The organism is Streptomyces lancefieldiae (assembly GCF_031845825.1).
In the GTDB taxonomy this organism is placed as follows: domain Bacteria; phylum Actinomycetota; class Actinomycetes; order Streptomycetales; family Streptomycetaceae; genus Streptomyces; species Streptomyces lancefieldiae.
Genome location: NZ_JAVRFH010000036.1, coordinates 18,281 through 31,768, shown reverse-complemented (window position 1 = coordinate 31,768; position 13,488 = coordinate 18,281). Strand labels below are relative to the sequence as shown.

Sequence of the window (13,488 nt, the reverse complement as noted above, 5' to 3'; positions counted from 1 at the left end):
CTCCCGGCCGGCCGGTGGCCCACCGGCTTCCGCCGACACGAGCATGGCCGGCATGACCATCACGTATCCCCGGGCTGAAAGGGCCTCCCAGGCCCGGGCAGCCGAAGCCCAGCTCGAAGCCGCCGGAATCGACGGGGTGGTGTTCGGATGGGTCGACAACGCCGGCCTCACCCGGGTGAAGTCCGTCCCGCGCGCCCGGCTGGCGCACGCCGCCGAGTACGGCGTGGGCGCGGTGCCCTGCTTCGACCTCGCCCTGGTGGACGACTCCCTCGCCGTCACGTCCTCGAGCACCGGCCCGGTGGGTGACCTGCGGCTCGTCCCCGACCTCGATCGGCTCGTCCCGCTCGCCGCCCAGCCAGGCTGGGCCTGGGCGCCGGCCGACCGCTACGCGCAGGACTGCACCCCGCATCCCGGTTGCCAGCGCGGCTTCGCGCGCCGGGCCGCCGAGGCGGTCGAACAGCGGGGGTTCTCGGTGAAGGCAGGCATCGAGGTCGAATGGGTGGTGGCCGACGCCACCGGGGCGCCCGCGACGTTCGGACCCGCGTACGGGATGACCCGCTTCGTCGAGCACTCCGACTACCTGCGGGACCTGCTGCGCGTCCTCACCGACCAGGGGCTGGCCGTGCTCCAGCTCCATCCCGAGTACGCCGCCGGGCAGTTCGAGGTATCGGTCGCCGCCGAAGGGCCGGTCGAGGCGGCGGACACCACCATGCTGGTGCGCCACACCATCCGGGCCGTCTCCGCCCGCCACGGCCTGCGGGTCTCGTACGCGCCCGTCTTCGCCGAGGGCTCGCTCGGCAACGGCGGTCATCTGCACCTCAGCCTCTGGCGAGAGGGCCGCAACCTCGCGCACGGCGGCCCCGGGCGCCATGGGATGCACCCCGACGCCGAGCAGTTCCTCGCAGGCGTACTGGCGGAGCTGCCCGCCCTGCTCGCCCTCGGCGCGCCCAGCGTCGCTTCCTACCTGCGGCTGGTGCCCTCGCGTTTCGCGGGGGCCTACCGCTGCTGGGGTCTGGAGAACCGTGAGGCGGCGCTGCGCCTGATCACCGGCTCCGCCGCCGGGCAGGCCAATGCCGAGGTGAAGTGCTTCGACGCCGCCGCCAACCCGTACCTGGCGGTCGGCGGCGTGCTGGCCGCTGGGCTCGCCGGCCTGGAGTCCGGGCTGCCGCTCCCGCCCGAGACGCCGGGCGATCCCGCCGCCCTCGGCTCCGCCGAGCGCCTCCCGGCCAGCTTGCCGGAGGCGGTCGACGCGTTCGAGAAGTCGGCGCCGCTGCGGGAGGCGCTCGGCGCCGAGCTGTGCGAGGCCGTGCTGGCCGTCCGGCGGGCGGAGACGGAACTGTTCTCCGGGTGCACGGACGCGGAGGTCGTCGAGGCCGTCCGCTGGCGCTACTGACGAAGGCGCTCCCGGCCGGCCCGGCCGGTCGGGAGCGCCGCTCAGGGGGCGGGGTGTCCGGGCAGGACGGACGCACTCGCGTTCCTGCCGCGGGTATGCGGGTGTCGCGTGGGCGTGCCGGTGTCCGCGGCCGACACGACATGCCCCGGTGTCCCGTCGGGAGCGGCGTGGGGCACCGGGCGTGCGGGCATCGGCATCAGCTCCTTGCGCGGGCACCGGGTGCGGACGCGGGCGGTGCGGCGGCGGGTTCCAGCGACTTCGTCATGTAGACCGCCTCGGCGCCATAGCTCGCGGGCAGCGCGACCTCGGGCCGGGTGCGGTAGCCCAGCCGTGCCCACAGCGGGCGGGAGCCGTGCACGGCGACCAGGGAGAGGGACCGGTGGCGGGCCCGCCGGCCGACCTCCTCCAGATGACGCTGCATCCTGGGGGCCATGCCCCGGCCTCGGACCCGCTCGGCGATGACCAGGTCGTGGATGTGCAGGTTGCCTTCCCGATCACCGGGCCGCGCCGCGCTCTCCTCGGACAGGCTCAGGTCCGGGCAACGGAACAGCGGGTACGGCAGGGCGAGCAGGTAGCCACCGAATGCGCCCGCGTGCTCCAGCACGAAGCAGGTCGACGGTGAGACGCGGTGCCGCGAGCGCAGCGCCTCGCGGCCCTCGGACAGGCCGCTCGCGGCGTAGGCGAGCGCTTCCAGCGCGACCACGTCGTCCCAGTCCTCGTCCTGGAGCAGCCGGATCCTGGTGTCCATCACGCGTCATCTCCGCTGTGGGCCCGGCCGCCGATCGAGGTGCATGGCAGCGGGTCGAAGCCGTTGAAGCCGCGGGTGGCGTAGGAGGTGGCGTACGCGCCGCAGGAGTGGACCCAGACCGGGTCGCCGGACGCGAGCGCGCGCGGGACCCGTACCGGACCGCCCGCCTGGGCGAACGCGTCGTCGCTGTCGCAGGTCGGTCCGGCCACCACGGCATCGACGAACTGTCCGCCGGGGTGCGTGGGGAACTCCAGGCGGTACTGCAACTGGTCGATCTCGTACAGGCCGTTGAACTTGCCGCAGCTCAGGTAGAGCCAGCGCTCGGGGGTGCCGTCGAGCCGGTGCCGGGAGGTGAGCCGTGCGACGTGGGCCCGGATCGCACCGTGGTCGGCGACCAGGTGCCGGCCGGGCTCCAGCAGGAAGTGGAGCGGGACGGCGTGGGCGGCGCGCAGCCGTTCCATGCCCTCGCGGATCGCCGTGAACATGCTGCTCAACGGCGGCACCAGCGGCCGCCCGCACCGGTCGAGGACACCGAGTGCGGGCAGTCCGCCGCCGAGGTTGATCCGGTCCGGAGTGATGCCGCGTCGGCCGAGCGCCCGGAGCACGGCGGCCAGCGAGTCGATCGCCACGGCCCACGCTTCGGCGGTCATCTGCTGGGAACCGACGTGCAGGGACAGGCCGGAAGGGACCAGTCCGAGGGCGCGGGCGGTACCGAGCACGCGCGGCGCGTCCTCGGGTGCGCAGCCGAACTTGCGGCTGAGGCCCCACAGCGCTCCTTCGCCCGTGGTCGCGATGCGGCAGAACACCCGCGACCCGGGGGCGTGTTCGGCGACCGCCACGACGTCCTCCAGGCTGTCCGTGGCGAAGTCGCGCACGCCCAGCCGGTAGGCCGCGGCGATGTTGCGGTCGGACTTGACGGTGTTGCCGTAGTGGATCAGCCCGGGGGCGACCCCGGTACGCAGCGCCTGCGCGATCTCCTGCGGGCTCGCGGCGTCGAAGCCGGCGCCGAGCCGGGCGAGGTGACCGAGCACCTCGTCCACGGGGCACGCCTTCATCGCGAAACGCATCGCGACGCCGGGGAGTTCGGCGCAGAGGGTGGCGTACTGGCGGCCGATGCCGTCCAGGTCGTAGACGATGGCGTCCTCGGTGGCGACGGCGAGCGCGGCGCGCAGGGCGGAGTGGTCCTGCCGGACGGGAAGGGACCCGTCGGTCCTGTGCGAGTGAGCGAATGCGGTGGCGGCGCGGTGGTGGGCTCTGCCGAGATCAACGGCCTGGCGTGGTCCGGTGATCTGGTGCATGTCGGTGATCTGTGGCCTCACGTGTGAACTTTCGTTCCGACTGGAAAAGGGCGCCAAGAGCTGGCTGGCACGCGGAATGTCGAGCGGGGGAGCGCAAAGGTCGGCCGTGACGCGCGACTTGGGCTCCTCTCCGCTTCGCACTCTATGCGGCCCCGCAGGTCTTCGAACGGGCCGAAGACCACGGCGCCCGGTGACGCGGGGTCGGCCGCGTAAGGAATTTCCGTCCCCGATCCACTCGAACGGCGTCGACGCGAGTCATCACAGGATTGACGCACGGACTTTCGCGGTCACTTATCACTCAGACGACCATGTCAAGCGGTTGAGCATTTCATCACGCAGACGAAGGAAATCCGACGTCTGCGATCAGTGCTCCATGAAACGATGCCGAAGCGGTGGAGATCGATTCCGGCGAACCGCCGAAGAAGGGAACGGACATGGGCTTCTCCCGAGGGGAACCGATCGCACGGGAACGGAGCACCCTGGCGTGACCGCCACCGAGGACCGGACCCTCTTCCACCAGACCGGTGCCGGTCTGCCCGTGCCATTCGCCGTCGCCGGGACCGGGATGCACCTGCCACCGGCGGTCGTCACCAACCAGGAGCTCACCCGCACCCTGGACACCAGCGACGAGTGGATCACCAGCCGCACCGGCATCCGGGAACGCCGCCGCCTGGCCCCGTCCCTGGCGACCTCCGACATGTGCGTCGCCGCCGCCGCGCCGGCCCTGGACGCGGCCGGCGTCACGCCCCACCGGCTGGACGCGGTCATCGTCGCCACCTACACCGGGGACCAGCCGCTCCCGTCGACCGCGCTGATCGTCAAGGACGCCCTCGGCGCCCACACCGCCCTGGCCCTCGACGTCACCCAGGCCGCCTGTGCCAACGGCGTCCAAGCCATGCTGATCGCCGCCCACCTGCTGCAGAACCCCTCCCTCACCACTGTCCTGCTCATCGCGGCCGACTGCGCCTCCCGGGTCACGGACCCCGCGGACCGCACCACCGGTGTCTTCTTCGGGGACGCCGCGGCCGCCGTCGTCCTGACGCGCACCGACACTCCCGGGGCGGGCTTGCTCTCCTACGACCTGGGCTCCCAGCTGTCCTACGGCGTCCAGATCCCCGCCGGCGGCTCCCGCACGCCGACCAGCAGCGCCACCGTCACCGCCGGCGATCACTACCTGCGCATGGACGGCCGCGCCGTCTGGAACGCCGCGACGGCCCGCCTGCCCGAGAGCATCACGAACGCCGTCCGACACGCCGGCGTGCCGATCGACCGCGTCCGGCACTTCTTCCTGCACCAGGCGAACCTGAACATCCTCACCGAGACGACGACCGCCCTGGGCATCCCCCCGGAGCGCGCTCCCGTCACCGTCGACCGTCTGGGCAACACCGGATCAGCGGGCATGTTCACCGCGCTCCACTCCACCCTCACCGGGGGAAGCCTGCTCCCAGGAGACACCTACGTACTCTCCGGGATCGGCGCGGGATTCCAGTGGGGCTCCCTCTGCCTGCGCCACGCCTGACGCTCACGGCATCCGTGACGAGGGCACCCGCGTGCGAGGCATCGCACCATCGGACGCCCCGCCGGACGAGCCGACAGGGCCTCCCCGTGCTGAGAGCTCTGCCACATACGGCCCGGCCCGCTTCGGAGTGACGCGGCAGTACTGAACCAGACCAGTTCCGCGACCCGGCCGAGTCGCCGCCTGCGTCCGGTGCGGGTGATGGCTTCGCCGCAGAGTGCGGCTGACCACGGGACGAAAGGCGTACCCGGTCAGGGACCTCCGTGGTCAGGCAAGGAACCGGGTTGCGGTCACAGCAATCGGTCGACCAGCCCGTCGACGTAGTCCGGGGTGAGCGGGCCCATGCCGAACAGGACGCGGATGTACATCGGGGCCAGGATGTGGTCCAGCACGTCGAGCGCGTCGGGTGCGGGCTCGCCGCGTTCGACGGCGCGGTCGAGCATGGACCGCAGTTGCCGGGTGCGTTCGTCGCGGAGGGCGTCACGAGCCTGCAGGCCCTGCTGACCGGTGCTTGACAGGGCGACGGCCAGGCGCACCAACAACAGGCCGTCGGGTCCGGTGATCTCACGGGCCACTTGGGCCGCGTAAGTGCGCAGGTCGCCGGCGAGGCTCCCGGTGTCGGGCATCGGCGACTGCGCGTTGAGGCGGGTGAGCGCCACGTCGGTGAGCAGGGTCTCCAGGCTGCCCCACCGGCGGTAGACGCTGCTGTCGGCCACGCCCGCGCGGGCTGCGACCTCGCCGACGGTGAAGTTGCCGTAGCCGCGCTCACTGATCAGGTCGGTGACGGCCCGGTGCACCTGCGCGCCGACGCGGGCGCTGCGCCCGCCGGGCCGCCGGGCTCGCTGTCGCTCGTTCATGCCCCCACCTTAACGCAGTCGGGACTTGCGTTTACGGGACCCTCTCCTTACAGTCTCCTAACGCAGCCACTGGCTGCTTTAGAGCGCTCGGGTGTATCGCCACCCGCGACGACCGCGGCCGGGCGCACCTACCGATCGAGGGGGAACACCATGGCTGCATCGCATGCGACCGCAGGTAGTCGATCAAGCCGGGCCGTGCTGCTCACGGTGACCTGCCTGGGCCAGTTCATGGTGCTTCTCGACAACACGATTGTCGGAGCGGCGCTGCCCGACATGCAGCACCGGCTGCACACTCAACTGACCGGTCTGCAATGGATCGTCGACGCGTACGTACTGCTGGTCGCCATGCTGCTGATGTCCGGCGGCATTTTCGCCGACCGGTTCGGCCGCAAGCGGGTGTACCTGACCGGCGTGGCGGTGTTCACGGCCGCGTCCCTGGTGTGCGCCCTCGCGCCCTCGCTCGGCTGGCTGATCGCCGGCCGGGTGCTGCAGGGCATCGGGGCCGCGGCGCTGAGCCCCGCCTCGCTCGCCCTCCTCGCCGCGGCCTGTCCCGTGCCGCAAGAACGAATCAGGGCGATCGGGCTGTGGGCCGGATTCAGCGGAATCGGCCTGGCCGCGGGCCCCGTGGCCGGCGGCGTGCTGACAGATGCCTTCGGCTGGCCCGCCATCTTCCTGGTCAATCTGCCCATCGGCGTGGTCCTGCTGCTGGTCGGCCTGCGCCACCTCGGCGAGTCCCGCAATCCGAGCGCCCCCGCGATCGACATCCCGGGCACGGTGCTGTCCGTTGTGGCGGTGGGCGTACTGACCTACGGGCTGATCGAGGGTGGTGCCCGCGGCTGGACCTCACCGGTCATCCTGGGCAGCTTCGCCGCCGCAGCGGTTCTCCTCGCCGCCTTCATCGCCGTCGAAGCACGTCGTTCCGCTCCGGTACTGCCGCTGCGGCTGTTCGGGCAGCGGCTGTTCACCGTCTCCAACACCGCCATGGTCGTGGTGGGGTTCGCACTCATGGGCTCGTCGTTCTTCTTCTCCCAGTTCTTCGTGTACGTCCAGGGCAGCTCGATCCTGCGCGCCGGCCTGCAGACCCTGCCGGTATCCCTCGCCATGGTGATCGTCAGCCCGTACGCGGGTCGGCTCGCCGCCCGGTACGGCTTCCGAATCGTGGTCACCACCGGCCTGGCCCTGGCCGGCCTGGGACTGCTGGCGCTCGGCACGGTGCACGCCGACACCGGCTACGCGAACGTGTGGTGGCGGCTGGGACTCGTCGGCATCGGCTTCGCCCTGACCATGTCCCCGCTGACAGGCGCCGCCATCCAAGCGGTCAGCCCGCAGGAAGGCGGCCTCGCATCAGGCATCAGCAGCACCACCCGGCAGATCGGCGCGGTGCTCGGCGTGGCGGTACTCGGAGCCATCGTCCGCACCCGGCAATCCGGCGGCGCCTCGTTCGAGGCCGGCCTCAACAGCGCCTTCGTCGCGGCCGGCGCCATCACACTGGCCACCGCCGTGTTCACCGGCCTGTGGCTGGCGAGGTCCAAACCCGCGGAAGGCTCCGTGATGACGCAACGCGGCACCGGTCCAGACGCGGTCACCGCCTCGGACGAGGGATCCGCGAAGAGCCGTTGACACCGACCGCCTTGGTCGAAGTCCCATCGCACGAGGGTGATCCGACCCTGCCGTGGCGACGCCCCGCCGGGACCGTGTGCGCCATCCGAACCCATCACGTAGGGGACCCGGCCTCGTCTCCCGCCCAGGCCACCGTGCACCCGCTGCCCGCCCACGACCGCGTGGTGTTCCTCGACCCGTACTACGACGACGGACGGCGCCACGGACTTCGGGCAGTCGTCGGTGACGCCGTTCAGGGTCGCCGCACGACGTGCGGGGCCTTGCCGAGGCCGCCGCCCGCAGTGGCCGCCGCCCGCAGTGGCCGTTGCCCGCGGTACCGGGGCCCGCCGTTCCCTCGCTCATCGTTCCCCGGATCAGCCCGGCCTGTCGCCGCGCACGGAGAAGCCGTGTAATGGACCCTGGGCACAGGCCACCCTTGCGGCAGGGTTTCCGGTGCGGCCTGCTGTCTCCACCTGCGGCCTGGCCTGACCCCAGGCCGACAGGGCCTCGCCGCCTCCGGCTCATGGGCCGGCCGGGTGGGCCGGGGCTCCGGCCGCGCTCGAGGGCCCGTGCGCGACGGAACCAGGCCCACTCGTTACCCCGTACCCCCTACCCCGTACTTCCCGGACAGGCCCCGCACCACGACTGGAGATACCGTGCAACCGTCAGCCGACGTGAGCGAACTGCTGAGCGGTGGCTTCACCCGCACGCACATGACCGGCCGTGTGCGGCCGAAGGCCGCGTGGCTGTCCCGGATGCGCGAGGGTCGGTTCGGCTGTCACTCGACCGACGGGGAGAGCGTCGCCCTCGACCCCACGACATGGTGACCCCGAACGCCTCGGATGCGGGGGTAACGGTGAAGCGGGTCGGTCTCGTCGTGCACGGTGGGCGGGCGGAGGCCCTGGCGGCTGCGGATGTGGTCCGTGCGTGGTGCGCGGAGCATGCCGTGCGGTGCACGGACATCGATGTGTGGCGGGAAGGGCGCCGGCGCAGCGCCCGCGAGGAGGTGGACGCGGCGGGTGATCCCGACCTCATGGTGACTCTGGGAGGCGACGGCACCTTCCTGCGCGGTGCGCGGTTGGCCGCTGTGAACGACGCCCTGGTCCTGGGCGTCGATCTGGGACGGGTCGGTTTCCTCACCGAGACGTCGGTGTCCGACGTGCGTGCGGCGCTGGACGCGGTGCGCGAGGGCCGGATCAGGATCGACAGCCGCATGCTGCTCACCCTTCGCGCTTCCCGTCGCCTGGAGGTGCCGGCGGAGATGGAGGCGCTGATGGAGTACGGCCGTGGACCGCTTCTGCCGCCTCCTCATGTCCGGCCCGACTGTGAGATCGATGACGAGTGGGGTGTTGCGCTCAGTGTCACCGCGCTCAACGACATCGTGCTGGAGAAGCTGTCCAGGGACCGTCAGGTGTCGGTCGGGGTCTACGTCTCCGGCCGGCTCCTGGCGTCCTACTCGGCCGACGCTCTGCTGGTGGCGACACCGACCGGCTCGACGGCCTACAGCTTCGCCGCAGGCGGACCCGTGCTCTCCCCGCGCGCTGAGGCGCTCGTCTTCACGCCGGTCGCCCCGCACATGGCGTTCGACCGATCGGTCGTGACAGCCCCGGACGAGCCCGTCGGGCTGCGCCTGCTGGAACGGTCGGGCCGGGCGGCGGTCAGCATCGACGGGCAGGTGCAGGGCATGCTCGACCCGGGCGACTGGATCGGCGTGTACGCCGCCCCACGCCGTCTGCGGGCGGTCCGGTTGGGGCCGATGGACTTCTACGGCCGTCTGCGCGAGCGGATGAACCTCACCGACGCCCCGGCCGCGGTCGCCGACGGGACACCCGCGCCGCTCTGGTCGGTGACCACGCCCCCGCCCGCGGACCTCGCCCATCTCCAGCTGCTGACGGTCCCGGACGACTCCTGAGCGCGCGGAAACGCGGTCGGGGCCCGGCCGCCGTCCTGGTTCCGCCCCCCACGAGCCGTCAAGCCGTAGGAGACGCGTCAAGAGGGCGCCGCAGGGCGTATGAGGGGCGTTAACGAGAGCCGTTCCGTGGCTGAAAAGCGGTTTTCTCGTCTCGTCCGAGAATCCGTTCTTCATTCAGGAGCTCACGATGGCCGATGTGGCCTTCGTCGTCACCACGATCGCGGTCTTCGCTCTGGTGGCCTTCGTCGCCAAGGGGGCGGCCAAGCTGTGACTGCCGAAAACGTCGTCGGTCTGATCGTGGCCGCCGCCCTGCTGGGCTATCTCGTTCTCGCCCTCGTCAAGCCGGAGAGGTTCTGAGTCGGTGATGAGTCCCGTTCTTGCCGGTGTGCTCCAGCTCCTGGCCCTGATCGTCGCGCTGGGGCTCGCCCACCGTCCCCTGGGCGACTACATGGCCCGTGTCTACTCGTCGGAGAAGCACCTTCGGGTCGAGAAGTGGATCTACAAGGGCGTCGGCGCCGATCCGGGCGTCGAGATGCGCTGGCCCGCCTACCTGCGCGGCGTCCTCGCCTTCTCCGCGGTGAGCGTCCTCTTCCTGTACCTGCTCCAGCGGGTACAGGGCGCGCTGCCCGGCTCGCTCGGCTTCGCCTCGATCGACCCGGACCAGGCGTTCAACACGGCCGCGTCCTTCGTGGCGAACACCAACTGGCAGTCGTACTACGGCGAGCAGGCCATGGGCCACGTCGTGCAGACCGGCGGCCTCGCGGTGCAGAACTTCGTGTCGGCGGCTGTGGGCATCGCGGTGGCGGTGGCGCTGGTCCGTGGCTTCGCCAGGTCACGTACGGGTGAGCTGGGCAACTTCTGGGCCGACCTGGTCCGTGGAGTCGTGCGCGTCCTGCTCCCGATCTCGGTCGTGGGCGCCCTGGTCCTGGTCGCCTGCGGTGCGATCCAGAACTTCTCCGGCATCCACGAGGTCGGCCGGTTCATGGGCGGCTCGCAGCAGTGGAACGGCGGCGCGGTCGCCTCGCAGGAGGTCATCAAGGAGCTGGGCACGAACGGCGGCGGTTACTTCAACGCCAACTCCGCGCACCCCTTCGAGAACCCCAACGGGCTGTCGAACCTCTTCGAGATCTTCCTGATCCTGGTGATCCCGTTCGCGCTGACGCGGACCTTCGGGCGGATGGTCGGCTCACTCCGGCAGGGTTACGCGATCCTGGCGACGATGGCCGCCATCTGGCTCGGCTTCACCGGTCTGATGATGTGGACCGAGTTCCACCACGGCGGCCCGGCCTTCGACCTCGCCGGCGGCGCCATGGAGGGCAAGGAGACCCGGTTCGGCATCGGCGGCTCGTCGATCTTCGCCGTGGCCACCACCCTCACCTCCACGGGTGCGGTCAACTCCTTCCACTCGTCCTTCACCGGGTTCGGCGGCGGGATCACCATGCTGGGCATGCAGCTGGGCGAGATCGCACCCGGCGGCGTCGGCTCCGGCCTCTACGGCATGCTGATCATGGCGATCATCGCGGTGTTCATCGCCGGTCTGATGGTCGGCCGCACCCCCGAGTACCTCGGCAAGAAGATCGGCACCCGCGAGATCAAGTACGCGGCCTGCTACATCCTCATCACCCCGGCTCTGGTGCTCTGCTTCACCGCGGCGGCCATGGCGCTGGACACCCCGGCGCACTCGATGACGAACAGCGGCGCGCACGGCTTCTCCGAGATCCTCTACGCCTACACCTCCGGCGCCAACAACAACGGCTCCGCCTTCGCCGGCCTGAACGCCGACACCCAGTGGTTCAACTCGACGATCGGCGTCGCGATGCTGCTCGGCCGTTTCCTGCCCATGGTCTTCGTCCTCGCCCTGGCCGGCGCGCTCGCCGAGCAGAAGCCCGTCCCCGAGACCGCAGGCACCCTGCGGACCGAGAAACCGCTGTTCACGGGCCTGCTGGTCGGCACGATCGCGATCATCACCGGCCTGACCTACTTTCCGGCCCTCGCGCTGGGACCGCTCGCCGAAGGGCTGGCGTCATGACCATCGACGTGAAGAAGCAAGAGGACAACGTGTCCACCACGACTCCGACGAAGGCGCCGCACGGCGACCTGTCCGGCGGACACCAGCCGGCCGGACGCGTCGGCGGGGGCCTGTTCGACCCCCAGCAGCTGGTCAGGTCCTTCCCGGACGCGCTCAAGAAGCTCGACCCGCGCGTCATGATCAAGTCGCCCGTGATGTTCGTGGTCCTGATCGGCTCGGTGGTGACCACCGCGCTCGCGATCAAGGGCCCGGGCGACTGGTTCGGCTGGGCGATCACCGTCTGGCTCTGGCTGACCACGGTCTTCGCCAACCTGGCCGAGGCCGTGGCCGAGGGCCGCGGCAAGGCCCAGGCCGACACCCTGCGCAGGGCCAAGACCGACACCGTCGCACGGCGCCTCGTCGGCAGGAACGAGGAGCGGGTCCCGGGCACCGAGCTGAAGATCGGCGACCTGGTCGTCTGCGAGGCCGGCGACGTCATCCCCGGCGACGGCGACGTCGTCGAAGGGGTCGCGAGCGTCGACGAGTCCGCCATCACCGGCGAGTCGGCCCCGGTCATCCGCGAGTCCGGCGGCGACCGCTCGGCCGTCACCGGCGGTACGAAGGTGCTGTCCGACCGGATCGTCGTCAGGATCACGACCAAGCCCGGTGAGACCTTCATCGACCGCATGATCAACCTGGTCGAGGGCGCGGCCCGGCAGAAGACCCCGAACGAGATCGCCCTCAACATCCTCCTGGCGTCCCTGACCATCGTCTTCCTGCTCGCCGTCGTCACACTGAAGCCGTTCGCGATCTACGCGGGCGCCGACGGGCAGACGTCGATGATCGTCCTGACCGCGCTCCTGGTCTGCCTCATCCCGACCACGATCGGCGCCCTGCTCTCGGCCATCGGCATCGCCGGCATGGACCGCCTCGTGCAGCGCAACGTCCTCGCCATGTCCGGCCGCGCGGTCGAGGCCGCCGGAGACGTCTCCACCCTGCTGCTGGACAAGACCGGCACCATCACCCTCGGCAATCGCCAGGCGTCGGAGTTCGTCCCGGTCAAGGGCACCACCGCGGCCGAGCTGGCCGACGCCGCCCAGCTCTCCTCGCTCGCCGACGAAACCCCCGAGGGCCGCTCCGTCGTGGTCCTGGCCAAGGAGAAGTACGGGCTGCGCGAGCGGCACCAGGGCGAGCTGACGCACGCCGACTGGGTCGCGTTCACCGCCCAGACTCGCATGTCGGGTGTGGACGTGGGCGGCCGCAAGGTCCGCAAGGGCGCGACGGGCTCGGTCGTGGCGTGGGTGAAGGAGCGGGGCGGAAGTGTCTCCGAGGACGCGCAGGCGCTCACGGACCGGATTTCCCAGGCCGGTGGCACGCCGCTGCTGGTGGCTCTGGAAGACGGCGAGGGTGCACGCGTCCTCGGCGTGATCCACCTGAAGGACGTCGTCAAGGAGGGCATGCGGGAGCGTTTCGACGAGCTGCGCCGTATGGGCATCAGGACGGTCATGATCACGGGTGACAACCCGCTGACCGCGCAGGCCATCGCCGAAGAGGCCGGCGTCGACGACTTCCTCGCCGAGGCCACCCCCGAGGACAAGATGGCCCTCATCAAGCGCGAGCAGGCCGGCGGCAAGCTCGTCGCGATGACCGGCGACGGCACCAACGACGCCCCGGCCCTGGCCCAGGCGGACGTCGGCGTGGCCATGAACACGGGCACATCGGCCGCGAAGGAGGCCGGCAACATGGTCGACCTCGACTCCAACCCGACCAAGCTCATCGAGATCGTCGGGATCGGCAAGCAACTCCTCATCACCCGGGGCGCGCTGACCACGTTCTCCATCGCCAACGACGTGGCCAAGTACTTCGCGATCATCCCCGCGATGTTCGCCGTGGCCTACCCGTCGCTCGACAAGCTCAACATCATGGGCCTGGCCTCGCCGGAGTCCGCGATCCTCTCCGCGGTCATCTTCAACGCGCTGATCATCATCGCGCTGGTCCCGCTGGCCCTCAAGGGCGTCCGCTACCGTCCGAGCGGCGCTGACTCGATGCTCCGCCGCAACCTCGGGATCTACGGCCTCGGCGGCCTGATCGCCCCGTTCGTCGGCATCAAACTCATCGACATGCTCCTCTCCCTCATCCCCGGAATCGGCTGATCCA

General features: G+C 70.9%; 11 protein-coding genes. 8 read left to right on the top strand and 3 right to left on the bottom strand.

Annotation, left to right across the window (positions count from 1 at the left end):
• The first annotated feature begins 52 nt into the window (after positions 1–52).
• On the top strand, positions 53–1,393 hold the full coding sequence (locus tag RM812_RS28490; RefSeq protein ID WP_311578341.1) for a glutamine synthetase family protein: 1,341 nt from the start codon (positions 53–55) through the stop codon (positions 1,391–1,393).
• Positions 1,394–1,589: 196 nt separating this feature from the next.
• On the opposite strand, the gene RM812_RS28485 is transcribed toward RM812_RS28490, so the two are convergent.
• The gene (locus tag RM812_RS28485) at positions 1,590–2,141 is read right to left on the bottom strand and encodes a GNAT family N-acetyltransferase (protein WP_311578333.1); all 552 of its coding nucleotides are present in this window, start codon (positions 2,139–2,141) and stop codon (positions 1,590–1,592) included.
• The gene (locus RM812_RS28480) at positions 2,141–3,460 is read right to left on the bottom strand and encodes a type III PLP-dependent enzyme (protein ID WP_311578330.1); all 1,320 of its coding nucleotides are present in this window, start codon (positions 3,458–3,460) and stop codon (positions 2,141–2,143) included. Before RM812_RS28480 ends, RM812_RS28485 begins: the two co-directional genes overlap by 1 nt.
• A gap of 463 nt (positions 3,461–3,923) precedes the next feature.
• Here RM812_RS28480 and RM812_RS28475 point away from each other — a divergent pair, with 463 nt between their 5' ends.
• Positions 3,924–4,958 (top strand): 3-oxoacyl-ACP synthase III family protein, encoded by a 1,035-nt coding sequence (locus RM812_RS28475; protein WP_311578327.1) that lies wholly within the window; start codon positions 3,924–3,926, stop codon positions 4,956–4,958.
• A 287-nt stretch (positions 4,959–5,245) separates the two neighbouring features.
• Here the strand turns inward: RM812_RS28475 and RM812_RS28470 are convergent, their stop codons facing one another.
• Complete coding sequence (locus RM812_RS28470) at positions 5,246–5,812, bottom strand: TetR/AcrR family transcriptional regulator (protein ID WP_311578324.1); 567 nt, start codon at positions 5,810–5,812, stop codon at positions 5,246–5,248.
• Positions 5,813–5,962: 150 nt separating this feature from the next.
• Between RM812_RS28470 and RM812_RS28465 the strand changes: the two genes are divergently transcribed.
• The 6 genes from RM812_RS28465 (at position 5,963) to kdpB (ending at position 13,484) form a co-directional block, all read left to right on the top strand.
• Complete coding sequence (locus RM812_RS28465) at positions 5,963–7,432, top strand: MFS transporter (RefSeq protein ID WP_311578321.1); 1,470 nt, start codon at positions 5,963–5,965, stop codon at positions 7,430–7,432.
• Between the two features lie 653 nt (positions 7,433–8,085).
• Positions 8,086–8,238, top strand: coding sequence for a hypothetical protein (locus RM812_RS28460; protein ID WP_311578318.1), 153 nt, complete (start codon positions 8,086–8,088; stop codon positions 8,236–8,238).
• Positions 8,232–9,323 carry an NAD(+)/NADH kinase gene (locus RM812_RS28455; RefSeq protein ID WP_311578315.1) on the top strand — a complete coding sequence of 364 codons (1,092 nt, stop codon included), beginning with the start codon at positions 8,232–8,234 and terminating at the stop codon, positions 9,321–9,323. Before RM812_RS28460 ends, RM812_RS28455 begins: the two co-directional genes overlap by 7 nt.
• Before the next feature lie 267 nt (positions 9,324–9,590).
• Complete coding sequence (kdpF, locus tag RM812_RS28450; protein ID WP_311578313.1) at positions 9,591–9,680, top strand: K(+)-transporting ATPase subunit F; 90 nt, start codon at positions 9,591–9,593, stop codon at positions 9,678–9,680.
• A gap of 7 nt (positions 9,681–9,687) precedes the next feature.
• The gene (kdpA, locus tag RM812_RS28445; RefSeq protein WP_311578310.1) at positions 9,688–11,352 is read left to right on the top strand and encodes a potassium-transporting ATPase subunit KdpA; all 1,665 of its coding nucleotides are present in this window, start codon (positions 9,688–9,690) and stop codon (positions 11,350–11,352) included.
• Entirely contained in the window at positions 11,349–13,484 is a 2,136-nt protein-coding gene (gene kdpB / locus RM812_RS28440; protein WP_311578306.1) for a potassium-transporting ATPase subunit KdpB, read from the top strand. Before kdpA ends, kdpB begins: the two co-directional genes overlap by 4 nt.
• The last annotated feature ends 4 nt before the right edge of the window (positions 13,485–13,488 follow it).